The organism is Pelodictyon clathratiforme, from assembly GCF_982375515.1.
Genome location: NZ_OZ455102.1, coordinates 1,844,365 through 1,869,437 on the forward strand (window position 1 = coordinate 1,844,365; position 25,073 = coordinate 1,869,437).

A 25,073-nucleotide genomic window follows, 5' to 3' on the forward strand; every position below is an offset into this window, starting at 1 on the left:
TAATACCAACAATCAACACCACAAAGCACAAAATACCTTTTCATCTTGCATTACGCAATATTTACGGGACAAGGTATCGCAAGAGAGTTCACATGAAAAGAAAATAAAGGGGGTTAATTCCGAAATATAGGGAAAACGGCGAACCATTACACACGATCCTGCTCGTTTGTCGAGCTTTTGTTTTGTGCCGGGCTTTGGCTACCTTGACAGGTCAAAAAAGGCCTCCTCTCTGTTACCGGAAAGCACATGAAATTCAGCCTCATTACCACCGATCCGCACAGTTCAGCCCGGTGCGGTGTTCTTGAAACCAGCCACGGAACCATTCCTACGCCGGTTTTTATGCCGGTAGGCACCCGCGCAAGCGTGAAATCAGTTGAACCTCACGAGCTTAGGGAACTCAACGTTCATATCATTCTGGCCAATACCTATCACCTCTACCTGAAACCGGGAAACGAGATCCTGCAGAAAGCCGGGGGTGTCCACCGCTTCATGAACTGGGATGGCCCGCTTCTGACCGACAGCGGTGGCTATCAGGTCTACTCACTCTCCGACCTGCGCAAAATCAGCGAAGAGGGAGTCCTGTTCAAATCACACCTTGACGGTTCAAAACAGCACTTCACCCCTGAAAATGTGATTGAGACCGAGCGCATCATCGGCAGCGACATCATGATGCCTCTCGATGAATGTCCACCCTCCACCGCAGAAAAAGAGTATGTACGCATCTCCGGAGAGCTGACCATTCGCTGGGCCGAACGGGCAAGAAAGCATTTCACACTCACCTCTCCCCTCTACGGCCACGAGCAGTACCTCTTCGGCATTACGCAAGGGGGAATCCATACCGACCTGCGCACCAGCTCTACCAATGCGCTGGTTGATCTTGATTTTGACGGTTATGCCATTGGCGGCATGGCAGTCGGAGAACCGGCTGAAGAGATGTACCGTATCCTTGAGCTCTCTCACCCGCTGCTGCCGGAGAAGAAACCGCGCTACCTCATGGGAGTCGGCACACCTGAAAACATTTTAAACGCTATCGAACGCGGCATCGATATGTTCGACTGCGTCATCCCGACACGCGAAGGGCGCAATGGCAGGGTCTATACCCGCCAGGGCAAGATGAACCTTCGCTCGGCAAAATATTCAACCGACTTCAGCTCCATCGACGAAGGATTCGACAACGAAGTCTGCCGAAACTATTCACGCGCCTACCTCCGCCACCTGCTGAACGTCGGCGAGATTCTCGGTCTGAAACTCTGCACCCTGCAAAACATCTCCTTTTTCATGTGGCTTACCGCAACAGCACGAACGGAGATCCAGAAAGGCTCCTTCATGGAGTGGAAACAAGATTTTCTTGAACGATTCAACTACAATGACAACGCATAAACTCTTTCTTCTGAGCCTTGGCTGCTCTAAAAACACGGTTGATTCCGAACGGCTGATGGCACAGGCTGAAGCCTCGGGGATTATCTTTACCGAGACCGCCGATGAAGCCGACACAATCCTCATCAACACCTGCGGTTTTATTGAAGATGCCAAGGAGGAGTCGATCACTGAAATCCTTGCCGCTATCGATAAAAAAAGTGAGGGAACAATTCAGCGGCTCTATGTGATGGGCTGCCTCACCGAACTCTACCGCAATGAACTCAAGGAAGAGATGGCAGAGGTGGATGGATTTTTTGGTACCCGTGAACTGCCCGAAATCCTTGCTGCTCTCGGTGCTGCCTACCACGAAGAGCTCTATGACCATCGTTCACTCCTCACCCCTCCCCACTACACCTACCTCAAGATTGCCGAAGGGTGCAACCGCTCCTGCTCGTTCTGCTCTATTCCAAAAATCAGGGGACGCTACCGCAGCCAGCCGGTCGAGCAGCTCCTGCGTGAAGCTATCCTGCTGAAAAACTCCGGAGTTAAGGAATTGAACATAATCTCGCAGGATATCAGCATGTTCGGCTACGACACGATGGGCAAATCGATGCTGAACGACCTCGTGCTCCGCCTCTCCGATATGGCATTCGACTGGATCCGGCTGCTCTACGCCTACCCGGTAAATTTTCCGCTTGAAGTCATTGAAACCATGCGCGAGCGGGAGAACATCTGCAACTATCTCGACATTCCCCTGCAGCATTGCAATGACCGTATCCTGAAATCAATGAACCGAGGGATCAACAAACAGGAGAGCATCCAGCTCATCGAAACCGTACGGGAGAAGAACCCCGATATCCGCCTGCGTACCACCATGATCGCTGGCTATCCCGGTGAAACCCGGGAAGAGTTTGATGAACTGCTGGAATTTGTTGAAGCCAACCGGTTCGACAGGCTTGGCTGCTTCCCTTACTGCCACGAGGAATATGCCCCCTCCTTCGCCCTTGAAGACAACGTCAGCGCTGAAGAGAAACAGGATCGGGTGGCGGAGCTCATGGAGCTGCAGGAGAGCGTTTCGCAGGATAAAAACCGGGATTTTGAAGGAAAAGAGATCACCGTGCTCATTGATCAGGTGGAAGAAGGTATGGCCTTTGGCCGTACGGAGTACGATGCTCCCGAAGTGGACAACGAATGCATGCTTGAAACCGGTGATTTCCAGGTCGAGCCCGGCATGTTCTGCCACGCGCGAATTACCGATTCAACACCGTTTGATCTGGTGGGTGAGGTGATCGGGCTCGTGTAACCATAACCCCGCGCCCTCCTTCCAATCTGGCATGTTATTGCTCCCTGCAGCGGGTGTTGGTTTCCACCCATGCAGCAAACGCCAGTATGAACTTCGTTGCGAATTCCCTGAACGAATCATTCGTGAGCTTTCAGTTCTCATCCAAATGATTCGGGGCGGCTCCAAACATCGGAGCCGAATCAGAAAACAATGACCGCTTCCATGAAGATAACCGCATGCCCCGAGAGAAGTACGCGGTCTTCATTCACCTCACATGCGATGTTCCCCCGGATATCGACGGAATACTGAACTGCTGTCGGAAGTTGAATGAGTTGTCAAAGTCTCATCTGTGGTGAATCAAGCAAGTCAGCTACTAACCCGCTTAAGCCAAGCACCCGGTTCACGATGCTGATGAAAAAACGAAACCACGAGCAACTCATCAAGGTTTGGGAGATAGATGAGCGAGTAGGGAAACTTACGAAAAAGAACCCGGCGGAATTCTTCTTCAATGCGTAAATGTCCAAAAGGATTGCGAAATGCCGATGCTACTGCTGCATCAGCGGCACGAGCAAACTCAAAACCAAGCCCCAATGCTTTTGATTCATACCAAGCCTGAGCATCAAGAAGCTCTTGCTCAGCCTCTGGACGGACCACAATAAACATCAGGGTTTAAGCGGAAATAATTTTGATCGAACCTCTTCCCACGGAATGGCCGTGGAAGGATCTGCTCTGTGTGCGGCAACGCGACGATGTAACTCATCCATTTGGGCTTGTGACAATTCAACCGCAGTTGACTCCTCGGCAGCAATGCTGTCCCAAATATCCTCAACGAGCTGAATGCGCTCGGAAACAGACAACTTCAAGTATTCAGTTTTGGCAGCAGGTGTATGCATGGACGTAGTATAAATCAAAATAAATGTTTAAAAACAGCAAATAAGCCGCAAGTCTCTCAATCCGAACCAGAATACGGGCACACTCCCGAATATCCGTTAGTTCATCAAGCCATTTAGAATATCAAGAAGTTACGACGTATTCCCCTCATTAACAAACAGAATGAGCTGCCCTTGGCAAGGGTTGAAAAAGCGGAAAACTTTTGACGTCACCTGATTGTTGCTCATGGTATTATTCCACATAAAATACCCTCATGAGCATCAAATATTTCGAATCCCTCCCCCGCGCTTCGGCTGAGAGCCTTTCCGGCAAGGTGCTTGCACAGGTGCGGAGGGAGTTCGGGGCTGAGGTCGAGCCCTTTACGCTTCATCTGCCGGTTGCGGAGCTGCTGGCTGGGGTCTGGATGGCTTGCAGGGAGACGCTGCTTGCCGGCAGCGGGCGACGTGATGCGAAAGAGGTGGTGGCAGCATCTGTTTCGGCTCTCAACCGCTGCCCTTTCTGTGTCGATGCCCACAGTATCATGCTGCTTGAATCGTCAGGAAATGATTACTCGAACCTCATTACCGGCGGAAAAACAGAGCTGATTGACGACCTTTTTCTCCGCGAGACCGCCGCATGGGCTTCGGCCACACGGTGTCCCGGTTCGCCGGTTCTGCAGAAGCCACCTTTTACTGCTGAAGAGGCTCCGGCATTTATCGGAACAGCAGTGCTGTTCCACTATATCAACCGCATGGTTACCATTCTTCTTGGCCCTTCTCCCCTGCCATTTACCAGTGGATTCCCCAAAAAGGTTTCCATGCAGATGGCCGCATGGTTTTTCGGCGGTGCCATACGCCGACCGAAAGAGCCGGGAACATCGCTTGACCTGTTGGCGGAAGCTCCGCTGCCGGACGACCTCTTCTGGGCTCAACCATCGAAACCGATTGCCGGAGCCTTTGCCCGCTTCGCTCAGGTGGTCGAGCATTCAGGCGCCATGACGCTTTCCGCAGAAGTGCGCAGAGCGGTAAACAAAGCTGTGGAAAAATGGAACGGAAGTGATCCTGGCATGAACAACGGGTGGTGTGAAGAGGCACTATCGGCGCTTGAGGTGACAGATAAAACTGCCGGACGGCTTGCGCTCTTTACGGCACTTGCTCCCTACCGGGTCGATGCATCAATCGTCCATGCCTTTTCAGCCAGCTTCCCCGGAGACGACAGGCTTCTCTCCGCGCTTGCCTGGAGCAGCTTCACCGCAGCACGAAAGGTAGGCTCATGGCTGTAACGTAGGCTCCATGTTCAGAAGAAATTGCGGGAAATCCCTTGTTTCTCCCCAATAGAGATGCAGATAAGATGCGACGGTGTTGTATTGGCGGAAAAGTGCAGTTCCTGTCTCTTCGTTTCGGGCATTGGTTATGGATGCGATATTCGGCAGCTCCCCTGCTCTTCCGATTCGGGAGTAGTGAAATTCATGACCGCGAAGCTCTCCGGCATAACCGTTGTTGAGGCGGACTTTCCGGTAACCAAGCGTGAGACGGCTCTCCTGCATGGTGGTATCGAGATCGAGTACACCGCACATGGGATGGCGCGACCCATCGCCAAGGGTCATTGCCGCACCAAGGTACATCATCCCGCCACACTCTGCATAGGCAGCGCCTCCTTTCCGGCAATAGTCCGCAATGGCCGCACGCATGGCGTTGTTCGAGGAGAGTTGTTCGGCATAGAGTTCAGGATAACCCCCAGCCAGATAGAGCAGGTCACAAGACGGAATCCGCTCATCATCCATCGGGCTGAAATAGTCGATCCGGCCATACTCACCAAGCACGTCAAGATTCTCCCGATAGGTAAAATTGAAGGCCTCATCCCTGGCAACGGCAATGACCCTTTCTTCCCGGCCTGCTGAACAACTGCGAGAGGAAGTGCTCCCGGAAACGTTTGGCTGCGCTCTGCTTGCCAGTTCAAGAAGGCGATCGATAGCCACACTTTTTTCAATATGATCGGCCATGGCCTCAATCGCTCCTTCGCGATCATAACCTGAAGAGGTATTGAGTCCGAGATGGCGCTCACTGATGGCAATTGGCTCATGACGGGGCACATAGCCGAGCGGTTCAACCCCTGCGTCATCTGCTGCAGCTTCAAGAAAGCGGTAGTGCGACAGCGTATTGACCTGGTTAAAGATCACTCCGATAACCTTCACATCGGGATCGAAGGTTCGGTAACCGTAGAGCAGCGGTGCTGCCGAATATGCCATACTTTGTGCATTGACCACCATGATGACCGGAAGTGCAAGCAGTTTTGCAATCTCCGCACTGCTTCCCTGCGCTTTTTCTGCCCCGTCAAAAAGCCCCATCACCCCTTCAACAACCGAAGCATCCGCACCGCTTGAATAGCGATTGAACAACTCCTGTACATGCGCTTCCGAAGCCATGAAGGTATCGAGATTGATGCCCTCGGACACCACGCTGCCATATGAGGCTGCCATGGAGTGCAATCGGGTATCGAGATAATCCGGCCCGCATTTGAAGGGCTGAACCCGACCTCCGCGCCGGGCCAGAATTCTGAGAATGGCAAGGGTGAGGGTTGTTTTTCCTGAGCCACTCGAGGGGGCGCCAAGAAGAAATGCCGCAGGTCGTTTTGTCATGGTTTACTTTATGCTCTCATGGGCAGGGTTGGAAACCGCCGCCGCCCTGTTTACCAGCGCGGCAAAATTGGTCAGCACGTTGCTCGCCGAGGGGCACTCTGTGACCTGCAACAACAACCCCTCAACGCCACGCCCTTCACTCCTGAGGCTTTCGGCCTGAGCTGCGATATATGCCCACATGACCTCATGCGTATACTCTGGATGAAACTGCACTCCCCAGGCAGAGGAGCCAACACGGAAGGCATGATGGGATTCATGATCACTACACGCAAGCAACAGGGCACCGGGAGGGAGCTGCAGAGCACTTTGCGCATGAGTGGTATGGGCAGAAAAGAGAGCTGGAGCCCCCCTGAAAAGCGGATCATCTTCCGCTTCTGGTAACAGTTTTATCGCAACCGTACCAATCTCCCTGCCAAGTGGATGATAGCCAGCCTCTCCACCCATGGCACGCGCCAGAAGCTGATGACCATAACAGATCCCAAGAAAGGGAACACAATCAGCAACCAGCAAAGGAATCCATGCTTCAAGAGCAAGGCTCCAGGCCAGATTGTCGGTAACCATGGCATGGGATCCCGTCACAATAACAGCGCAGCACTGCTCTGACTCAGGAAGGGGAATTCCCTGCACCACGTCAATTATTTCAACCGGAACGGCCAGTTCGCCAAGCGCCTTTTTAACCCAGTCATCGAAGTCTCCGAGCCGTTCAAGAGTTGATGAGAATGTAGTGCCTGCTTTTATGATGTAGAGTTTTTTCATTGTTTTTTATTCCGTTACTGATGCAGCGCCTCCATGCGCAACAAGCTGCAAGGTGCAGTTCTGTTCATCAAGAGAGTGGCTGCTGATGCGCAAAATCGTAAACTTCCGGGGAATATGGCAACGAAAAAGGGGCTCAGCAAAGGAATACTGACTTTTTTGAACGGGAGGTGCCGGATTTTTTTTATTTTCGTAAAGCTTTGCACGACTTGTGCGGAGCTGCAGGCAAAACAGAGAGGTTTTGAACAATCAGTCGTGAATAAAGAACATACCCTTATTTTTTTAACCGGGTTCAGTGGATCAGGAAAATCGACTATAGGGCCGCTACTGGCCAATTCACTCGGTTATGAGTTTGTTGATCTCGATCAGAGCATTGAACAAGATACCGGTAAAACCATTACCCGGATTTTTGCGGAAGAGGGTGAGGAGTTCTTTCGTGCTCTTGAACTGCAGAGGCTGAGTGCTCTTGTCACACAAAACAACATGATAATCTCCCTCGGCGGAGGAGCACTGGAAAATGATCTGGCATATGCACTCATTCAGAAATCCGGCACCCTGGTTTATCTGAAATCGCCATCCAAAACACTTGCAAGGAGACTCTGCAACAAGACCGATCGCCCTTTGTTACGAGGAGAAAAGGGACGAAAGCTTTCGCGTGAAGAGATTGAGGAGAAGATCTCGACAATCCTTGCCAAACGGGAACCCCGCTATGAAAGTGCTGATATTACCGTTGAGACCGACATCAAACGCATCGGTTCAACCGTTGAGGAGCTGACCCGGAAAATAGAGCGGTTTGTGCGGAGCGCCTCCGCAACTGCCGATGACCAATAATAATACAAAAATACCGTGAGCACGATACTTGTAAGAACACCCGTTATTACTGGACTGGGAGAGTTATTCACAACCCATGGGCTTTCAAAAAAAACTGTGGTACTCTTCGATGAACATACACGAAAACTGTACGGAGAGTCACTGCTCCAGACGCTTCACGATGAGGGCTTCCAATGCAAAGAGCTGGTTGTCCCTGCCCGGGAAGCCTCAAAAAGCTTCAGCGTTGCGTACCGCATCTATGGCAGCATGATTGAGGCTGATGTTGACCGGAGCTGGAACCTGCTTGCTGTTGGAGGCGGCGTTATCGGTGATCTTGGCGGTTTTATCGCTGCAAGCTATTTCCGGGGTATACCGGTGATCCAGCTTCCCACCACACTGCTGGCCATGACCGACAGCGCCATCGGCGGAAAGGTTGCCATAAACCACCCTCTCGGAAAAAATCTGATCGGTTTTTTTCATCTGCCTGAACTGATTCTGATCGATCCCTCATACCTGAAAACCCTCCCGCAACGGGAAATCTATTCCGGAATGGCCGAGGTGGTCAAATATGGCTTTATTGCCGACGAACCCTTTTTCAACTTTCTTGACCTCCATTTCAGCGACATTACCAGCCTGAAGGAGCCATTTCTGACCGAAGCGATCAAAAAAAGCGCCTTTATCAAAGCTGATGTTGTAGAAAAGGATTTCAGAGAGACCGACGGGCTGCGGGCAACCCTCAATTTTGGTCATACCTTTGCGCACGGACTGGAAAAACTGGCCGAGTACCGCTACCTGCGGCACGGCGAAGCGGTCACCATCGGCATGGTCTGCGCCCTCTTTTTGTCGTACAATCTTGGCTATCTCGACCAACAGTCACTTGAACGCGGGCTCTCGCTGCTGAAGAGGTTCCGTTTTCCAAAAGGAGTAGTGAAACGAAGATTTGTTGCTATAGACAGTGAACTGCTCCTTGAAAATATGCTCTCAGACAAGAAAAAACTGGATAAAAAACTCCGTTTTGTTTTACTGAAAAAGCTGGGAGAGGCTTTTTTGCTTGAGGAGAGTGTTGACGAGAGCATTGTACTGAAATCTATCGATGACGGAAGGAGATTCTTCAGCGGGAAGGAAGCCTGTTGAGCGAAAAAAGATAACTGCTACCCCTCAGCACCGCATGCTCCTCAACTACAGGTGAGGAGTCGAGCATGGCGGAAACAAGCTGCGCATTGCCGCCCGCAGCAACCACCCTGATCCTCTCCTCACCATGCTCCTTGCGAAGCCAGTTTTTTATTTTCACGAGCAATCCATCAATGCTCGATACACAGCCGAGAGTAATACCGTTTCTGATACAGTCAACTGTTGAGAAACCAACAAGTGTTTCAGGACGACCAATAGTGACCAGAGGGAGTCGTGCGGTATGTTCATGCAGTGCCCTGGCCATAAGATCAAGACCCGGCATGATGAGACCGCCAAGATAGTCCTGACCGGATCCAAGCACATCAACCGTAATGGCAGTACCAATATCGAGAGCAATAACAGCCTCTCCGGGATAAAGATGGCGGCTCAAGGCACAAAGGGCAATGCGATCGGCGCCAAACGTATCCGGTGAGTCGTAGTGTAGTGTAAAGGGCAGCTTCATCGAGGCGCTCACCTTCAGGAGCTCCCCGGCAAGGTGGAGACGAAGAGCGGCAGATACCGCTTCATCGAGCAAAGGCACGACACTGCAAATCACAGCATCACGAAGGGCTGGATAGCTCACGACAAGCGGCTTGATCTGCTCTGCAATGCCTTCCTGACCAGTCATGATGAGTGAAGGCACCTTCTGCACTTCAAGACATTCATCAGCCCTGAAAACCGCAAGAGAAGTTGTAGTATTTCCTATTTCAACAACAAGAAACAGCGTATCGGGCTGCGATTGTTCGCCGGAAAAAAGCATAGTTGGGATATCCTTAATCAAAATATCAGGGGAGCTTTGCCTTAATACCGGTTCTCCCCGACAGATCGGAAAGAAAACGCCTGTAGCCGGGCAAGTTTGTTGTCACAAAGAGTGAGTCCCTGAGAGAAGATTTAGCGGCAACAATAAAGATTTTCGGCGGCGGATTGTAGGTAATGATCTCCTGATAAATGGCGGTAATATCTGAAAGCGCCAATTTTTTTTCGGTTCCCTTGCGATCAAGATAGAGCAACTGGTCACCCGCTATTTTTATGGAATCACCATCCTGACCATGCTCCCCCGCAAATCGGGTGTTATAATACATGGGTCCGCCAAGTGAAACGGTGGTAAACAGAACGAGCAGCGCGGTCTTCCAGAAACAGCCAAGATCCACACCATAGGAAAATTTTCCATACCGGTAGAAGAGCGCCCAGACCAGGCCAAGAAAGAGCATCCCCAGAAACCAGGTTGCCAGAAAATAGTAATCCAGCCATAAGGCGGGATAGCTCATGGGATAGTGAAAAACCTCAGGCATGGCTGTTAAGGGTTACTTTTCAAAATATGGGTGAACCGACTTTAAAAATAAGGCATAACTCAACGTTTACAATAAAATAATTTCGCCTTTAAACAAAAAAAGGCCCGCCGAAGCGAGCCCTTTCTTGTTCAACACACAAAAGAGTGGTTCAATGCTGAAACAGCATTTCCGAATAGGTCGGAAGCTGCCAGCGACTGCGGTCAACAATTTGCTCAAGGCTGTCAGCAACGACGCGCACTTTGCTCATAAGCGGGAGCAGTTCATCAGCACAGTAATCGGCCTTTTCAAACTCTGTTGCAAAGGATTCGATTTTTTCAACAGCCTCATCAAGCTCGGCAGTCATTTCAATCAGGGTTGAAAAACTTTCTGCAAGCAATTTGAGGTTACCTGCCTGGCTGCTGAGCGCCTGGCCGGAAAGACCGATAGCATCAGCGGCAGAAAGCAGATTATTGAAGGAGTTGCCAAGTTCACCCTGATATTCGGAAACATCGGGAATGACAAAGGTCTTCAGCATAAGCTGCAGGGTACGGGCTTCAATATCAATACCCTTGATATAGCGTTCGAGACGAATGTGAAGACGTGAATTGGTCTCGTCTGCACTCAGCACTCCATACTTGATAAACATATCCTGAACATCCTTCTTCAGCAGTACACGGAGGGACTGCGGTGTGTTCTTCAGGTTGGGCAGGCCTCTCTCCCTTGCTGCCTGCTGAAGGGCCTCCGCATAGTTGTCTCCCTGGTAACGGATAGGCTTGGTAGCGGTGATCTGCTCGCGAAGGGTTTCAAGAATTGCCACATCCCGCTCTTTTCCTGCCTTGATTTTTGCCAGAATAGCATCGGCAATTTCGTCAACAGCTTCAGCCATAAGCGTGTTCAGCACCATGTTCGGCACCGAAGCTGCCTGTGAAGAGCCGACTGCGCGGAACTCAAATTTGTTGCCGGTAAAGGCAAACGGCGAGGTACGGTTGCGGTCAGTATAGTCTTTGTTAACCACTGGTACCTGTGAAAGGCCGAGATTAAGTACCTGTTTTTCTGTTTTCAGGTCAACCTTGCCACTCTCGATAGCATCAAGTACTCTTTCGAGCAATTCGCCAAGGAAGACGGTCACAACAGCAGGAGGAGCCTCGTTGGCGCCAAGACGGTGATCGTTACCCATGCTCGCTATGGACATTCTCAGAACATCAGCCCTCTTGTAGACACCATTCAGGACGGCGACAAGAAAAACAAGGAAGTGAACATTTTTTTCAGGAGTATCACCTGGATCAAGAAGATTGATACCGGTATCGGTACCGATCGACCAGTTATTGTGCTTGCCTGAACCGTTGATACCGGCAAATGGCTTTTCAGCAAGCAGCAGTGCGAAGCCTTTTTTGTCAGCAATCTTTCTCATCACCTCCATGACCAGCAGGTTGTGATCGACGGCAATATTGGCCTCTTCAAAAATCGGGGCAATTTCAAACTGGTGAGGAGCAACCTCGTTATGACGGGTCTTGGCTGGAATACCGAGCAGATAGAGTTCATGTTCGACATCCTGCATGAATTCAAGCACACGGTCAGGAATAGAGCCAAAATAGTGATCCTCAAGCTGCTGGCCTTTTGGAGGAAGGGCGCCAAGCAGGGTACGTCCACACATAACAAGATCAGGCCGCTCGGAGTAGAATTTTTTGTCGATAAGGAAATACTCCTGCTCACAACCGGCAAAGGTTTTTACCCGTGAGACACCGGTAACACCAAGTATCTCAAGGAGCCTGATGGCTGATTTGCTGACCGCTTCCATGGAACGCAGGAGCGGAGTTTTGGCGTCAAGCGCTTCGCCGTGGTAGGAGATGAAGACGGTCGGAATACAAAGAGTCAGATCTTTTCCTCCCTTCATGAGAAAGGCAGGGCTTGATGGATCCCATGCAGTGTAGCCACGGGCTTCGAAGGTGGTACGCATGCCTCCCGAAGGGAAACTTGACGCATCAGGCTCACCCTGGATGAGCTGTTCACCGGAAAAACGCTCAATCGGTGTACCATCGCGGTCGATAGACAAAAACGCATCATGTTTTTCAGCCGTGGAGCCAGTCATCGGCTGGAACCAATGGGTATAATGGGTGGCGCCCTTCTCCATTGCCCACTCTTTCATGCCGTGTGCTACAACACCGGCAATTTCACCGGTTATTTTTTTACCTGCCTTGATGGTATCCTGTAATGCGGTAAACTCCTCTTTTGGAAGCTTTGCCCGCATGGCTTTCTGATCAAAAGTCATCGAACCAAAGTAGGTGGAAACCGGAATTTTACTATCGCTGTTCAAATGAACCTCCTTGTTGATTAGCATGATATGGCTGTATTACCTCTAAAAAAAATGAAAACCCTTTTTGTTTACTTCCTTGACCTCTTTTCATCAAACGTAATCAGCACCTGCCGGTCCTGAAGATTGTTTCGAACGATTTCTGCGCTGATTTTTTTGTTTTTCTTCAACTGACTCAGCACAAAACTCGTATTGGTACCAAGAACACCAGGCCAGCTCTGTATTCTTGAAAGAAACTGCTCAAGCGATGCCGTATTATGGGTCATCACCTTTAAAATATGCGACCCCTCACCGGTAACCGAGAAACACTCCATAATCTCATCCTCTTTCATCACATGCTCCATAAATGATTTATAGTGCTTGGATGAATCGATTCTGACCCGTACAAAAGCATGAATATCAAAGCCGAGCTGCCGTTCATCAACCTCCATGGTAAAACCCTTGATGATACCACCCTTCTGCAACTTGTCAAGCCTTTCACTGACCGAGGGTATTGAAAGGCCGACGATTTCAGCAAGTTCACTCAATCGAACCCTGCCGTTTTCCCCAAGAGACTCAATTAATTTCAGGTCGATGAGATCAAGATGACCGGACATAAGCGCTGTTGTATAGTTTAATTCAATTTAAGGAGAAATTACACAATAATAAGAAATAAACAACCGTTCTCTTTACTATTCGAAACTTTTTCAGCAAATATCTTAACTAATTTAGGTGATGACGCTATTTTACGCCGTTATCACCGATATTCAGAATCATTGCAGGCGGCTCTCCTTCTCTCTTCCTTGCGGCGATGATACAACTTTTTCAACAAGGAACACCATGCAGCGAAAACAGTCCTGTTTCGTCACGTTATTCCGGCATGAAAGAGCGAAACGCCAGACATCTAAAGCCCTTAATAAATAGAAAATATTTCAATATCTTGTGACCAGCCAAAATGGTAAGTTTTGACCATGCGAAAAAATGCTGCTCTTCGTCTATCTTAAAATAATGTTCTTTCCCGGTGAGCCCGGATTTTTTTCACAAAAGGCGAGGAGATCTCACCAAAATAATCAAGAACAGCAGATACTGAACCAATCGAAAGCGACTGAGACGTTTATACAATGAAAATAGCAATTTTCGGAGCAGGAGTTGCTGGCCTTAGTGCAGCAATAGAGCTTGTGGATCGTGGACACACGGTAGAGATTTATGAAAAACGCAAGGTACTTGGCGGTAAGGTTTCCGTCTGGAAAGACAGCGAGGGTGACTCCATAGAATCAGGACTTCATATTGTTTTCGGTGGTTACGAACAGCTTCAGCAATACCTTAAACGGGTCGGTGCGGAAGATAATTATCAGTGGAAAGAACATACCCTGATCTATGCTGAACCGAATGGACAACAATCTTTTTTCAAGAAGGCAAACCTTCCCAGTCCCTGGGCAGAGGTTATTGGCGGTCTGCAGACCGATTTCCTTACAATGTGGGACAAAATCTCCCTGATCAAAGGGCTCTATCCTGCCCTTACCGGCAATGAGGCCTATTTCCGCAGTCAGGACCATATGACCTATTCGGAGTGGCACCGATTGAGAGGAGCGTCGGAGCATTCGTTACAGAAACTCTGGCGGGCCATTGCTCTTGCCATGAATTTCATTGAGCCGAATATCATCAGTGCACGGCCGATGATCACTATTTTCAAATATTTTGGCACCAATTATACCGCAACCAAGTTTGCCTTTTTCCGCAAAAATCCTGGCGATTCCATGATTGAACCAATGCGGCAGTATATACAGAGCAAGGGTGGGCGCATTTTTGTTGATGCAAAACTTAACCGGTTTGAACTCAACAGTGACGAGAGTATTAAAGGCGCCCTGCTGCAGGATGGCCATAAAATCGAGGCTGATGCCTATATTTCCGCCCTGCCTGTCCACAACATCAAAACCATTATTCCCCGTGAGTGGCTCGCCCATAAGTATTTCCGCAACTTGCATGAATTTGTTGGCAGCCCGGTCGCAAACTGCCAGCTCTGGTTCGACCGGAAAATTACCGATACCGATAATCTCATGTTTTCACAAGGCACGATTTTTGCGACATTTGCTGATGTCTCAATCACTTGCCCTGACGACTTCCAGAATGGCTCCGGCACAGCAAACGGTGGCAGCGTCATGAGCCTGGTGCTTGCTCCGGCACACCAATTGATGGAGATGCCCAACGAGGTAATTATTGAGCTTGTCATGAAAGATATTCACGACCGCTTTCCTTTGTCACGTCAGGCAATACTTCTCAAATCAACCCTTGTCAAAATTCCCCAATCAGTCTACAAGGCGGTACCCGATGTCGATAAATTCCGCCCTGACCAGATCAGCCCTGTTAAAAACTTTTTTCTGGCTGGCGATTATACTGACCAGCACTATCTGGCTTCCATGGAGGGTGCGGCACTGAGCGGAAAACTGGTGGCAGAAAAGCTTCTCAGCCGGTTCGGCAACTGAACGCAGCAATGAACGATGAACGACTCCTCATTATCTTCAGCAAAAACCCTGAAGCTGGGCAAGTAAAAACCCGCCTTGCGCGAGATGTCGGAGAAAAAAAAGCCCTTGAGATTTATGAAATTCTCAGGGAGCATACCGCTCTCGTGACTGCGAAGGTTAGTGCTGAACGAATGGTATTTTACTCCAGCTTTATCCCCTCCTCTGATCTCTTTCGCACAACAACATTCAGCTTTCGCCTGCAAGAGGGAGCTGACTTGGGGGAGCGGATGTTTCATGCCATACGCAGTGGATTTGAAGCCGGTTTTCGCCACATCGTACTCATCGGAACAGACTGTTACGAACTGAGCAGCGAAATTCTTGACCAAGCATTCAGCGCTCTTGAACGATCTGATGCTGTTGTTGGGCCTGCCACTGATGGCGGCTTTTACCTTATCGGACTGAACAGGCTGATACCAGAACTCTTTCTCAACCGAGAGTGGAGCAATTCTGCGGTTCTCAGGGAGAGCATCAGAATTCTTCAGTGCCATGAAACTCCATACGAGTTGCTTTCGGAGCTTTCGGATATTGATACCTTCGATGACCTGAAAAAAAGCAGATTATGGATACAACAACCTTAAGCATAATTATACCCGTCTATAACGAAGAGGCCATCATTGCTCAAGCGCTTCATACTCTCCTTGCAATAACGGATCGATCGTCAGGCATTGAGATCATTGTCAGTGACGCAAGTACAGACAGGACTCCCGATATTCTCTCCCGCTTTCCGGTAACCATATGCCACAGTGCAAAGGGACGTGCCGTTCAAATGAATAACGGCGCCCGCGTGGCCGGAGGAGATATTCTCCTCTTTCTTCATGCCGATACGCTGCCGCCCGACACGTTTATCGATGATATCCGTTCGGCAGCGGCTACCGGGAAAAAGGCAGGTTGTTTCAAAATGAGATTTGATGACGACCACCCGCTTCTCGCTCTCTTTGGATGGTTCACCCGCGTTCCACTGATCCTCTGCCGGGGAGGAGATCAATCACTCTTTATCGACAGAGCACTCTTTTTCGGCATCGAGGGGTTCGATGAAAACCTGCTCGTCATGGAAGACTACGATATCATCAAACGCATCGAAGAGCGTGAGCCGTTCCACATCCTCGAAACAGAGGTCACCACATCAGCCAGAAAATATCATGACAACGGCATCATCCGGCTCCAGATGATTTTCGGAACACTTCATCTCATGTATGCCCTCGGATTTGATCAGGAGTCACTGATCCGCTACTACAGGGAGAATATCATCTGAGAGGCCGGGAAAAAACAGGGTTAACCCTTTTAAAATAGAGTCTGAGAGGTGAACGACTTAGGAAATAAGTTGTTATATTCAGTATAATATTTTCTATTACTTACCCTTAATCCACCTAATAATTATGGCCGCAGAAGAGATTAAAAAAACAGCAGGTACGCTCGTACCTGCCTCCCCGAAAAATCCGGAATCCGGTGTGGGCAGTGGTGATATGGCCCTTTTAATCGGGAGCATGGGCAACCTGATTGATTCTACTATTTTGTCCGTTCAGGGAATTATCAGTTCAGTCAGCACTGCAACAGGACAACTTATCGATGGAGTTTCGTCAACGATTAACTCCGATTCCGTTCAGGGAATGATCAACTCGGTAAGCACTGCAACAGGGCAGCTCATTGATGGAGTTACCTCGACCATCAACTCCGAACCGGTCAAGGATATCCTCCATAATGTCAACTCAGCTACCGGACAACTCATTGATGGCGTCGCTGCCACCCTTAAGTCCGATCCGATTCAGAACTCTGTTCAGGAACTTGGAAAATTATGGACTGGATTGCTCGAAAACCTGAATGCAACCGTCAGCTCAAACCAGATACAAAATCTTTTTGATAACGTCAGTACCGGATTGGGACAGTTGATGGGAAATGTATTTTCTGCGCCAGGTATGCCATCAGGTCGTGAAAACCGGATGAAAAAGGATGTAACCGAGATTCGTTACACTCCCAAGGAGGTCGTCGCGGAAATAAAAGCTCCGGCTCTTTCTTCTGATAAGATAAACCAAATCTGACGCTGCAATCCTCTACTCGGTCGTGCCGGGCATCAGCGAAAAATCCATCAATGCGACAGGATATTTCACTGGTGCTCGCTCTGACGATTGTACGCCTTTCCTGATCATTGACGACCGGTTCCGGTGTGACCAAACCCCCCTTCACCCCGAACGGTTGAACCAAGTTCTTCAACCTCTTCAAAACGAACCGCTTCTACCTTTGCAACCACCATCTGCGCAATGCGGTCGCCATGACTGACAAGGAAAGGCTCTTTACCATAATTAATGAGAATCACCTTGACCTCTCCACGATAATCAGCATCAATGGTTGCCGGTGTATTGGGCAATGAGATCATTGAACGCAAAGCAAGTCCGCTCCTTGGACGAAGCTGAGCCTCATACCCTTCAGGCAATTCAAGGGCAAATCCGGAGGGAATCAGCGCGGTTGTTGATGGTTGAATGGTGATCGGGGCTTCAATACATGCTGAGATATCCATGCCAGCAGCATGAGCGGTTGCATAAACGGGAAGTGAAGCTTGCTTGTTAAGGCGAACTATCTTTACTTTGAGCATCAGTCAGAAATAGCTTGTTATCAGAAATTAGACTCTACGGCCAATATAACCGATTAACCACAAGCCAATTGAAGCAATCATCCGAAAAAGTTTATGCACTGGCTTTCGGCGCCCATCCTGATGACGTCGAACTTGCATGTGGAGCTACGTTGCTCAAAATCATAAGCGAAGGGCAGAATGTCGCCGTCTGCGACCTCACAAGAGGAGAGATGGGAACGCTTGGAACTCCTGAAACACGCAGAAGCGAAGCCGCAACAGCCACCGCGATCATGGGATACCACAGCCGCACCACCCTTGACCTTGGAGACTCGAAACTCTTCCACACTGAAGAGAACATAGCGGAAATCATCAAGCTTATCAGGCTGTTCCGGCCAGATGTCGTTTTTGCCAATTCCCCTGAGGAACGCCACCCGGATCACATCAAAGCATCAAAACTTGTGACTGAGGCTTGCTACTATGCCGGTCTTCAGCAGCTCGCCACGACCATGAACGGAGAGGCACAACAGCCTTACCGCCCCGCACACCTCCTCTACTACATCCAGTTCAAACACCTTGAACCAGACATTATCGTCGATATTTCGGATACTTTTGAATCCTCAAGAAGAGGGGTACTCGCCTTCGCCTCGCAATTCTACAAGGAGGGCACAACCGATGAGGCAAAAACCATGATCAAACGCCGGGAGTTTCTTACCGGTCTGGAAGCACGCGCCCGCTATTTCGGAGAACAGATCGGGACCCTTTACGGCGAAGGGTTCAAACTCTCCACCACCCTCGCCATCAACTCATTTATAAGCGCCTTCCCCCGTAACATAAAGTGAGGGTTGCTACTCACCCGGCAACGCGGTGCTTAAACCGCCTCTTCCGGGGAGTTCACAATCACGTAGCACTCCCTTAACAATTCCTCAACAGAAGGAATGGTACTTTATGTGGCGCATAACGATATGCGAAAAGAGTTCCCGGATTTTCATGAACGCATCACACAAACCAACCACATATTTCTTATGAGAAAAGTTGCATTGATAGTCGGTCTGGCCGCTGCACTCGGATTCAACAATGCGCAGGCTGTTGACTGGAACTGGAAAGGGGATATCCGCTACCGTTACCAGTCTGACATAACAGCAATTCCTAATATCACCGGTGAACACAGTCGCGACCGCCACCGGGCACGTGTTCGTCTTGGCGTCTACCCATGGATCAATGAAGAGCTTTCCGGTGGCCTTCAACTCTCAACTGCTGGATCAGGCCTTGAAACCACCTCCCGCAATGAGACTCTTGACGATCAGTTTCTTCCTGATACCGTCTATATGAATGAGTACTTCATAGACTACCACCCGATGTTTCTCTGCGGTGATGTCAACATCATCCTCGGTAAGAGAGCTGTTGCCAGTACCCTTATTGTTCAGAACGATCTCGTCTGGGATGGCGACCTTACCTTTGAAGGCGCTACCGTGCAATACGGCAAGGATGCCAATGGAAAGGAAAAAGATGGTCTCAGTGCAGTTGCTGGATACTATATCCTTAACGAAAATAAAAGTGTAACCACAAAAGAACAGGACGCCTACCTTTTTGCCGGTCAGGCAGCCTATAAAGGTGAAATCAGTGATCTCAGTTACCAGCTTGGTGCGGGATATTACGATTATGTAAATTTCGATCTCAAAAATACGTCAACTGTAGCGTCTCAATTAACTGTAGCTCCTTTTACCTATACTCCCGCCACGACGGCAAAGTATTCCCCGGAATATAACTATACCGGAAAGGACTTTAACATCGTTGAGTTTTATGGCAGCATTGGAGGCAAGATCACCGAAACCCTTCCCTGGCAGATTTCAGGTCAATATGCCTTTAACACTGCAAAACATGCCGATTGGGTCAACATTGACAATGCCAAAAGGGACAGTTACCTTGCTGAAATCAAAATTGGTGATGCCAAACAGGTTGGACAATGGGCGGTCAATGCTGACTATGTCAGAATCGAACGTGACGCCCTTACTATTCTCACCGATTCAGACCGTAACATGGGCGCTGCCACGAACCTGAAAGGGTTCAAGATCGGTGGAGTCTACCATCTGGTTCAGAACATGACACTCGGCCTCACCTATTTCAACTTTAAAACGATCGATGACAAGACTACTCTTGTCGATGAGTCAGCTCCGACCCGGCATATTGTCATGGCTGATGCTGTTATCAAATTCTGACAAGTATCTCTGTGTGTGTTCTTTCCTTTGTGTGTTGTATGGCTGGTTTGCAAGGCCTCTCCTGCCGCTGAGGGAGAGCCTTGCGTAACCGGTTCATGATTAACCAAATTTTTCAGTTTATTCTTACTAACTCAATGATAACAATCACTATGAAACTTTTTAAAAAAATACTTTTAAGTGCGACTGTTTTCGGTCTCATGGCTTCAGGCACTGCACAGGCTGCTGGTAAAATCGTTATCGACGGTTCAACCACAGTAGGACCAATCGCCAAAGCCTTCGCCGATCACTATACCAAAACAACCGGTGTACAGGTATCCGTCAGTGAGTCGGGTTCAGGCAACGGCGCAAAAAGCCTGATCAACAAAACCTGTGACATCGCAACCATGTCAAGAGCAATGAAAGACCAGGAACTGGCTGCCGCCAGAAGCAAAGGCGTCAATCCCGTCGAACATGTCGTCGCGCTTGATGGTCTCTCAATTGTTGTGCATCCGAGCAATCGCATCAATGCGCTCACCAAAGCACAGATCCGCGGTATTTACATGGGCAAATACACCAACTGGAGCCAGGTTGGTGGACCAAATTCTGCAATCGTGATTATCCAGCGTGAATCGAACAGCGGTACTGCCGACACATTTAAAGAGCTCGTTATGGGCAAAGATAACCCGATTTCCAAGAGAGCAGAGACCCAGTCAAGCAACGGCGCCATCAAGAGCCGTGTAGCATCAACACCTTCTGCGATCAGCTATATCGGACTCGGTTTTGTTGACTCGTCGGTCAAGGCTGTTCTGGTTGATGGAATCGAAGCTGATGTCAAGACCGTCAAGAACAACACGTACCCGATCCATCGTCCGCTTTTCATGTACACCAATGGCCAGCCAACAGGCGCTGTCAAGCAGTTCATTGATCTGCCAAAAACTGCTGAAGGGAAACGCATCATCAGCGAGACCGGTTTTGTGAACGTCTATTAATAATCTCCTGTGATTGATCGCTGAGAGTTCCCATGTCATCAGCAGAAAAATCATCAATTGAGCAAAAGCAGTCCGGCGAGAGACTGCGTTTGCTCAATTGCGGGTTATATAGCCTCCCCTCTTCAATGTTCACTCTGACAAGAACAAAAAAAAACATCTCATCCCATGGACTGTAAAGCTCTGTGTTTCATGCTGCCTCTTCTGCTCAATACCGCTCTGGCTCCAGCGCTCTCATCAACCGCATCTGCCTCTGATGCAACACATCTCGAATTGCTTGAAGGCGGAGTAACATCATGGAATACCATGAGAGTTACGCACCCGGAATTAGTCCCCGACCTATCAGGAGCTGAACTGAAAGGCAAAAATTTGAGGGGTATTAATTTATATAATGCAAATCTTTCGGGCGCTATTCTCTCTATGTCGAATCTGAGTAACGCCAACCTCAGAAACGCTTCACTTGATGGAGCAAAAATGGATGGAACCATACTGATCAGGGCAAATCTTGACCACGCCATATTACGGGGAGCCAATCTTGAAAGTGCAGTGCTCGATGGAGCTCATCTCCATCAGGCTGTTCTTGTCAAAGCCATTCTTAAAAAAGCAGATTGCACAAATACCGATTTTTCAGAATCCGATCTTAAGGAAACCAACTTTCGTGAGGCTTCGCTCGTTAATGCCGATCTCAGCGGAGCAGATTTACGGGCAGCCTACCTTTGGCGAGCCAACCTCAACCGGGCAAAGATATCTGGTGTGAAGGTTTCAGAAAGCACCGTACTTGACAGCGGTAAATACGCCTCCCGGATGTGGGCAGAAAACCACCACTCGATTTTTGTTGAGGAACCGGCGCAACCCGTTTCCGCCAACCTGGTCAACTCCGTTTCAACAGAACAAGAGAGTCTGCAGGTCACTCTTCCCCGACAGTCAGAGGGCTCTGCCGTCCAGCAACAAGTCACGGGCAACACTCTGCCACAAAAAAATACTTCTGACTCAAAAAAGAGTTTTGCTCCCCGCAATATCTGGCAGCAGTCAGAGGCTCCGGTCAATGTCACTTTCGACAGGTCGCAACACGAGCAACTGAAAAGCAATGTGTTTGACTGGAACGAGATGAGAAAACAGAACAAGGATATCAGTGTGCAGCTCAAAGGAGCTTCATTTGATCACAAAAATCTTTCCTATGCCAATTTAAGTCATGCATCTCTCTTTAATGCAAGCTTCAAGGCAACCGATCTTGGCAACAGCGATCTTCGGTTTGCAGATTTAAGGGGGTGTAACTTCCGGGAAGCCAACCTGCAACAGGCCAATCTTGAAGGAGCAGATCTCAGGGGAGCCAATCTCTGGCGAGCAAACCTCAGCCGTAGCCGTCTGAACAACGCTGTTGTTTCCAGTTCAACCATACTTGACTCGGGTAAAATAGCCTCAGCAGAACTGGCTGCACACCGCGGTATGATATTTGTTGAACAATAGCACTCCAACAGACAATTCTACCTGATCAGTACAGCCGATTCACGATACACCTCAGGAAAAAGCTGCAACAATAACTGGATGTTATGGTGAAATAACCCAACATCATTAGAGGGGCTATACGTTTTCATAATGTGAAATCAGCCGGTATGTCGCAGAATGCCGAGGATGGTTTGTCGATATCGGAAGAAGCTGTTCCACACCTGATTTGTAAAATAGGGTGAATTTCAGTATCGTGAGCTTACATTCACATCTTGGGGGTGCTGAATTTTTTTCCTGTCCTGCTGGAGGAAAAAAAGAAGGCTGAGATCAAACCCTTATAACTTGATGCAGGTAATGCTGACGCAAGAAAAGATTATGATGGCGTTTTTTGTTCCTTTCTGCCATCCTTCTCCTTTCTGTTGTACTCCTCTGCCTGCCTGTTTAACCATCATCCATGACGAACGTTACTGAAAACATAACTTGTCCGGTGAAGCGCATTGAGTGCATCCCGCCAGAAAAAATTTACTCAAAGGGCACTATTTTCCCGCTTGAGGTGGGAATGAAAAGAGTGAAACTGAGTAAAACCTACTTCTGCAATGGCCAGGAATTCTCCTCCTTACCGCTCTATGATACCGGTGGACCCTATTCTGATCCCTCTGTCAGCATTGACCCTGAAAAGGGACTTCCGCCCATACGGAAGAGCTGGGGGTTTCAGCGCGATGAAAAAGCGGCTTCTTCCATAACTCAGATGCATTTTGCCCGAAAAGGGATCATTACCCCGGAAATGGAATATGTTTCGATCAGAGAGAACCAGCAACTGGAGGAGTGGATCAGCTCATTTTCGAGAGGTGGCGCAAAGGTTTCGCCGATAACGCCGGAGTTTGTCCGCCAGGAGATCGCTGAAGGGCGGGCCATCATTCCTGCCAACATCAACCATCCGGAGCTTGAACCGATGATTATTGGCCGGAAGTTCCGCGTCAAAATCAATGCCAATATCGGCAACTCCGCACTTGGTTCTTCGATTGAGGAAGAGGTGGAAAAGGCTGTCTGGTCATGCCGCTGGGGGGCTGATACCGTCATGGATCTCAGCACGGGCGCCAATATCCATCAAACACGCGAGTGGATTCTGAGAAACTCCCCTGTTCCGATCGGAACGGTTCCTATGTATCAGGCTCTTGAGAAGGCCGGGGGCAAAGCTGAAGCGCTGACATGGGAACTCTACCGCGACACGCTGATTGAACAGGCGGAACAGGGTGTTGACTACTTTACCATTCATGCCGGTATTCTGCTTGAGCATCTTCCCTTTGCTGAAAAACGGTTAACCGGTATTGTATCACGGGGTGGCTCAATCATGGCAAAGTGGTGCAAGTACCATAAAGAGGAGAACTTTCTCTATACCCGGTTTGAAGAGATCTGCAAGATTCTGCAACGATATGACATCGCCGTTTCGCTTGGTGATGCCCTGCGTCCCGGCTCGATCATTGACGCCAACGACGAGGCACAGTTTGGTGAACTCAAGGTGCTCGGAGAACTGACTAAAGTTGCATGGAAATATGAGGTACAGGTGATGATTGAGGGCCCAGGGCACGTTCCGCTGCACATGATCAGGGAGAACATGGATAAAGAGCTTGCGTATTGCCACGAAGCTCCCTTCTATACGCTTGGACCGCTGATTACCGATATTGCCGCCGGGTATGACCATATCAATTCAGCCATCGGTGGAGCGCTTATCGCCAGCTTTGGCTGTTCGATGCTCTGTTATGTCACCCCAAAGGAGCATCTTGGCCTGCCTGACCGTAATGATGTGCGTGAAGGGGTTATTGCCCACAAGGTTGCTGCGCATGGCGCCGATCTGGCAAAAGGTAATCCTGTTTCCTGGCTCCAGGATGAACTGATGAGCAGGGCAAGATATTCATTTGCATGGGAAGATCAGTTCAACCTTTCGCTTGACCCGGAGAAAATCCGTGCAGTGCATGCGCAAAGCATGGCTGCAAGAGGCCATACCGAAAAGAACCCTCATTTCTGCACCATGTGCGGACCTGATTTCTGTTCAATGAAAAAGTCGAAGGAGGCTGCGGAGCAGGAGTAACATCAATGGCGAACGGATAATTGACAGTGACAGTAAACGCCACTGTCAATTGATCACATACAAATAAGTTAAACGGAAGCAGCTTTAACGATTGCGGCAAAATCATCTGCATTGAGGCTCGCTCCTCCAATCAAACCACCATCGATGTTCGGCATGGCAAAGAGTTCGGCCGCATTTGAAGGCTTGACACTTCCACCATACTGGATACGAACTTTCTCTGAGGCTGTCTGACCATAAAGTCCAGTGACAAGTGTGCGAATAAAGAGATGCACCTCTTCAGCCTGTGCTGAACTTGCTGTTTTTCCGGTACCAATAGCCCAGACTGGCTCATAGGCAATGACAATGGCACTGATATCGATGATACCGTCGAGCCCTTCCCTGACCTGTGAAGAGATAACAGTTTCCATGACGCCTGATTCGCGTTCTGCAAGTGTTTCACCAACACAGAGGATAACGTTCAGCCCTTCCGACAAGGCCTTTTTTATCCTGAGATTTACCGTAGCATTTGTTTCGCCGAAATACTGACGACGCTCGGAATGGCCGATAATAACGGAAGAACAGCCAACAGCAAGGATCATTCTGGCCGATACCTCTCCGGTAAATGCGCCATCATTTTCATAATGGCAGTTCTGGGCAACAAGCTGAACTTCACTCTCTGCAATCACCTTTTCTGTAGCATCAAGGGCAAGATAGGTCGGCGCTATACCAACCTCACAGCCCGAAAAACCCTCACCAAGTGCTGCAAGCACATCCGTTGCAAGCTGCACCGATTCGGCAACACTGTTGTTCATTTTCCAGTTCCCAACTACAATTTTTCTGCGCATAT

The 25,073-nt window shown here is 49.2% G+C and carries 24 protein-coding genes and 1 riboswitch; of the genes, 14 read left to right on the forward strand and 10 right to left on the reverse strand.

Features of this window, described 5'->3' with window-relative positions; genetic code table 11:
- The first annotated feature begins 246 nt into the window (after positions 1 to 246).
- Entirely contained in the window at positions 247 to 1,380 is a 1,134-nt protein-coding gene (gene tgt / locus AC56AD_RS08845) for a tRNA guanosine(34) transglycosylase Tgt (RefSeq protein WP_012508475.1), read from the forward strand.
- Positions 1,367 to 2,662: a 30S ribosomal protein S12 methylthiotransferase RimO gene (rimO, locus tag AC56AD_RS08850; RefSeq protein ID WP_012508476.1), complete on the forward strand. Its 1,296-nt coding sequence runs from the start codon at positions 1,367 to 1,369 to the stop codon at positions 2,660 to 2,662. The genes tgt and rimO overlap by 14 nt, the downstream gene beginning before the upstream one ends.
- Before the next feature lie 345 nt (positions 2,663 to 3,007).
- On the opposite strand, the gene AC56AD_RS08855 is transcribed toward rimO, so the two are convergent.
- Together AC56AD_RS08855 and AC56AD_RS08860 are read right to left on the reverse strand one after the other, a co-directional pair.
- Complete coding sequence (locus AC56AD_RS08855; protein WP_012508477.1) at positions 3,008 to 3,304, reverse strand: hypothetical protein; 297 nt, start codon at positions 3,302 to 3,304, stop codon at positions 3,008 to 3,010.
- Positions 3,304 to 3,534, reverse strand: a complete 231-nt coding sequence (locus tag AC56AD_RS08860) for an addiction module protein (protein WP_012508478.1) — start codon at positions 3,532 to 3,534, stop codon at positions 3,304 to 3,306. The genes AC56AD_RS08855 and AC56AD_RS08860 overlap by 1 nt, the downstream gene beginning before the upstream one ends.
- Positions 3,535 to 3,785: 251 nt before the next feature.
- Here AC56AD_RS08860 and AC56AD_RS08865 point away from each other — a divergent pair, with 251 nt between their 5' ends.
- Complete coding sequence (locus AC56AD_RS08865; protein WP_012508479.1) at positions 3,786 to 4,793, forward strand: carboxymuconolactone decarboxylase family protein; 1,008 nt, start codon at positions 3,786 to 3,788, stop codon at positions 4,791 to 4,793.
- Here the strand turns inward: AC56AD_RS08865 and AC56AD_RS08870 are convergent.
- Entirely contained in the window at positions 4,782 to 6,149 is a 1,368-nt protein-coding gene (locus AC56AD_RS08870; RefSeq protein ID WP_012508480.1) for a cobyrinic acid a,c-diamide synthase CobB, read from the reverse strand. The genes AC56AD_RS08865 and AC56AD_RS08870 overlap by 12 nt on opposite strands.
- Positions 6,150 to 6,152: 3 nt before the next feature.
- On the reverse strand, positions 6,153 to 6,905 hold the full coding sequence (locus AC56AD_RS08875) for a glutamine amidotransferase (protein WP_012508481.1): 753 nt from the start codon (positions 6,903 to 6,905) through the stop codon (positions 6,153 to 6,155).
- 252 nt (positions 6,906 to 7,157) lie between these two features.
- On the opposite strand from AC56AD_RS08875, the gene AC56AD_RS08880 reads away from it, so the two are divergent.
- The gene (locus tag AC56AD_RS08880) at positions 7,158 to 7,733 is read left to right on the forward strand and encodes a shikimate kinase (RefSeq protein WP_041526799.1); all 576 of its coding nucleotides are present in this window, start codon (positions 7,158 to 7,160) and stop codon (positions 7,731 to 7,733) included.
- Positions 7,734 to 7,748: 15 nt separating this feature from the next.
- Positions 7,749 to 8,846, forward strand: coding sequence for a 3-dehydroquinate synthase (gene aroB, locus AC56AD_RS08885; protein ID WP_012508483.1), 1,098 nt, complete (start codon positions 7,749 to 7,751; stop codon positions 8,844 to 8,846).
- Here aroB and AC56AD_RS08890 read toward each other — a convergent pair.
- The 4 genes from AC56AD_RS08890 to AC56AD_RS08905 all read right to left on the reverse strand — a co-directional run bounded on the left by AC56AD_RS08890 (position 8,824) and on the right by AC56AD_RS08905 (position 13,060).
- Positions 8,824 to 9,642, reverse strand: coding sequence for a type III pantothenate kinase (locus AC56AD_RS08890; RefSeq protein ID WP_012508484.1), 819 nt, complete (start codon positions 9,640 to 9,642; stop codon positions 8,824 to 8,826). The genes aroB and AC56AD_RS08890 overlap by 23 nt on opposite strands.
- Positions 9,643 to 9,667: 25 nt before the next feature.
- Complete coding sequence (locus AC56AD_RS08895) at positions 9,668 to 10,174, reverse strand: hypothetical protein (RefSeq protein ID WP_012508485.1); 507 nt, start codon at positions 10,172 to 10,174, stop codon at positions 9,668 to 9,670.
- A 148-nt stretch (positions 10,175 to 10,322) separates the two neighbouring features.
- Entirely contained in the window at positions 10,323 to 12,491 is a 2,169-nt protein-coding gene (locus AC56AD_RS08900; protein ID WP_012508486.1) for a glutamine synthetase III family protein, read from the reverse strand.
- Positions 12,492 to 12,535: 44 nt separating this feature from the next.
- Positions 12,536 to 13,060, reverse strand: a complete 525-nt coding sequence (locus AC56AD_RS08905) for an Lrp/AsnC family transcriptional regulator (protein WP_012508487.1) — start codon at positions 13,058 to 13,060, stop codon at positions 12,536 to 12,538.
- Positions 13,061 to 13,564: 504 nt separating this feature from the next.
- Between AC56AD_RS08905 and AC56AD_RS08910 the strand changes: the two genes are divergently transcribed.
- From AC56AD_RS08910 to csmH, 4 genes are all read left to right on the forward strand, one after another.
- Positions 13,565 to 14,926 carry an FAD-dependent oxidoreductase gene (locus tag AC56AD_RS08910; protein WP_012508488.1) on the forward strand — a complete coding sequence of 454 codons (1,362 nt, stop codon included), beginning with the start codon at positions 13,565 to 13,567 and terminating at the stop codon, positions 14,924 to 14,926.
- Positions 14,927 to 14,934: 8 nt separating this feature from the next.
- The gene (locus AC56AD_RS08915) at positions 14,935 to 15,543 is read left to right on the forward strand and encodes a TIGR04282 family arsenosugar biosynthesis glycosyltransferase (RefSeq protein WP_012508489.1); all 609 of its coding nucleotides are present in this window, start codon (positions 14,935 to 14,937) and stop codon (positions 15,541 to 15,543) included.
- Positions 15,525 to 16,217 carry a TIGR04283 family arsenosugar biosynthesis glycosyltransferase gene (locus tag AC56AD_RS08920; protein ID WP_012508490.1) on the forward strand — a complete coding sequence of 231 codons (693 nt, stop codon included), beginning with the start codon at positions 15,525 to 15,527 and terminating at the stop codon, positions 16,215 to 16,217. The genes AC56AD_RS08915 and AC56AD_RS08920 overlap by 19 nt, the downstream gene beginning before the upstream one ends.
- A gap of 124 nt (positions 16,218 to 16,341) precedes the next feature.
- Positions 16,342 to 17,001 (forward strand): chlorosome envelope protein H, encoded by a 660-nt coding sequence (csmH, locus tag AC56AD_RS08925; protein ID WP_012508491.1) that lies wholly within the window; start codon positions 16,342 to 16,344, stop codon positions 16,999 to 17,001.
- Between the two features lie 104 nt (positions 17,002 to 17,105).
- On the opposite strand, the gene dut is transcribed toward csmH, so the two are convergent.
- Positions 17,106 to 17,552 (reverse strand): dUTP diphosphatase, encoded by a 447-nt coding sequence (dut, locus tag AC56AD_RS08930; RefSeq protein ID WP_012508492.1) that lies wholly within the window; start codon positions 17,550 to 17,552, stop codon positions 17,106 to 17,108.
- Positions 17,553 to 17,620: 68 nt separating this feature from the next.
- Here dut and bshB1 point away from each other — a divergent pair, with 68 nt between their 5' ends.
- The 5 genes from bshB1 to thiC all read left to right on the forward strand — a co-directional run bounded on the left by bshB1 (position 17,621) and on the right by thiC (position 24,247).
- On the forward strand, positions 17,621 to 18,370 hold the full coding sequence (gene bshB1 / locus AC56AD_RS08935; protein WP_012508493.1) for a bacillithiol biosynthesis deacetylase BshB1: 750 nt from the start codon (positions 17,621 to 17,623) through the stop codon (positions 18,368 to 18,370).
- Between the two features lie 183 nt (positions 18,371 to 18,553).
- Positions 18,554 to 19,747 (forward strand): putative porin, encoded by a 1,194-nt coding sequence (locus tag AC56AD_RS08940; protein ID WP_041526801.1) that lies wholly within the window; start codon positions 18,554 to 18,556, stop codon positions 19,745 to 19,747.
- A 149-nt stretch (positions 19,748 to 19,896) separates the two neighbouring features.
- Positions 19,897 to 20,715, forward strand: coding sequence for a PstS family phosphate ABC transporter substrate-binding protein (locus tag AC56AD_RS08945; protein ID WP_041526498.1), 819 nt, complete (start codon positions 19,897 to 19,899; stop codon positions 20,713 to 20,715).
- A 189-nt stretch (positions 20,716 to 20,904) separates the two neighbouring features.
- Positions 20,905 to 22,179 carry a pentapeptide repeat-containing protein gene (locus AC56AD_RS08950; RefSeq protein WP_223293890.1) on the forward strand — a complete coding sequence of 425 codons (1,275 nt, stop codon included), beginning with the start codon at positions 20,905 to 20,907 and terminating at the stop codon, positions 22,177 to 22,179.
- A 243-nt stretch (positions 22,180 to 22,422) separates the two neighbouring features.
- Positions 22,423 to 22,544, forward strand: a riboswitch (TPP riboswitch).
- Between the two features lie 68 nt (positions 22,545 to 22,612).
- Entirely contained in the window at positions 22,613 to 24,247 is a 1,635-nt protein-coding gene (gene thiC / locus AC56AD_RS08955) for a phosphomethylpyrimidine synthase ThiC (RefSeq protein ID WP_012508497.1), read from the forward strand.
- Positions 24,248 to 24,315: 68 nt separating this feature from the next.
- Here the strand turns inward: thiC and tpiA are convergent, their stop codons facing one another.
- Positions 24,316 to 25,071 (reverse strand): triose-phosphate isomerase, encoded by a 756-nt coding sequence (tpiA, locus tag AC56AD_RS08960; RefSeq protein ID WP_012508498.1) that lies wholly within the window; start codon positions 25,069 to 25,071, stop codon positions 24,316 to 24,318.
- Positions 25,072 to 25,073 lie beyond the last annotated feature (2 nt).

Coding starts and splice junctions, on each gene's coding strand:
- tgt (WP_012508475.1), top strand. CDS start 247: ATGAAATTCAGCCTCATTACCACCGATCCGCACAGTTCAGCCCGGTGC.
- rimO (WP_012508476.1), top strand. CDS start 1,367: ATGACAACGCATAAACTCTTTCTTCTGAGCCTTGGCTGCTCTAAAAAC.
- AC56AD_RS08855 (WP_012508477.1), bottom strand. CDS start 3,304: ATGTTTATTGTGGTCCGTCCAGAGGCTGAGCAAGAGCTTCTTGATGCT.
- AC56AD_RS08860 (WP_012508478.1), bottom strand. CDS start 3,534: ATGCATACACCTGCTGCCAAAACTGAATACTTGAAGTTGTCTGTTTCC.
- AC56AD_RS08865 (WP_012508479.1), top strand. CDS start 3,786: ATGAGCATCAAATATTTCGAATCCCTCCCCCGCGCTTCGGCTGAGAGC.
- AC56AD_RS08870 (WP_012508480.1), bottom strand. CDS start 6,149: ATGACAAAACGACCTGCGGCATTTCTTCTTGGCGCCCCCTCGAGTGGC.
- AC56AD_RS08875 (WP_012508481.1), bottom strand. CDS start 6,905: ATGAAAAAACTCTACATCATAAAAGCAGGCACTACATTCTCATCAACT.
- AC56AD_RS08890 (WP_012508484.1), bottom strand. CDS start 9,642: ATGCTTTTTTCCGGCGAACAATCGCAGCCCGATACGCTGTTTCTTGTT.
- AC56AD_RS08895 (WP_012508485.1), bottom strand. CDS start 10,174: ATGCCTGAGGTTTTTCACTATCCCATGAGCTATCCCGCCTTATGGCTG.
- AC56AD_RS08900 (WP_012508486.1), bottom strand. CDS start 12,491: ATGCTAATCAACAAGGAGGTTCATTTGAACAGCGATAGTAAAATTCCG.
- AC56AD_RS08905 (WP_012508487.1), bottom strand. CDS start 13,060: ATGTCCGGTCATCTTGATCTCATCGACCTGAAATTAATTGAGTCTCTT.
- AC56AD_RS08910 (WP_012508488.1), top strand. CDS start 13,565: ATGAAAATAGCAATTTTCGGAGCAGGAGTTGCTGGCCTTAGTGCAGCA.
- AC56AD_RS08915 (WP_012508489.1), top strand. CDS start 14,935: ATGAACGATGAACGACTCCTCATTATCTTCAGCAAAAACCCTGAAGCT.
- AC56AD_RS08920 (WP_012508490.1), top strand. CDS start 15,525: ATGGATACAACAACCTTAAGCATAATTATACCCGTCTATAACGAAGAG.
- csmH (WP_012508491.1), top strand. CDS start 16,342: ATGGCCGCAGAAGAGATTAAAAAAACAGCAGGTACGCTCGTACCTGCC.
- dut (WP_012508492.1), bottom strand. CDS start 17,552: ATGCTCAAAGTAAAGATAGTTCGCCTTAACAAGCAAGCTTCACTTCCC.
- AC56AD_RS08940 (WP_041526801.1), top strand. CDS start 18,554: ATGAGAAAAGTTGCATTGATAGTCGGTCTGGCCGCTGCACTCGGATTC.
- AC56AD_RS08945 (WP_041526498.1), top strand. CDS start 19,897: ATGAAACTTTTTAAAAAAATACTTTTAAGTGCGACTGTTTTCGGTCTC.
- AC56AD_RS08950 (WP_223293890.1), top strand. CDS start 20,905: ATGCTGCCTCTTCTGCTCAATACCGCTCTGGCTCCAGCGCTCTCATCA.
- thiC (WP_012508497.1), top strand. CDS start 22,613: ATGACGAACGTTACTGAAAACATAACTTGTCCGGTGAAGCGCATTGAG.
- tpiA (WP_012508498.1), bottom strand. CDS start 25,071: ATGCGCAGAAAAATTGTAGTTGGGAACTGGAAAATGAACAACAGTGTT.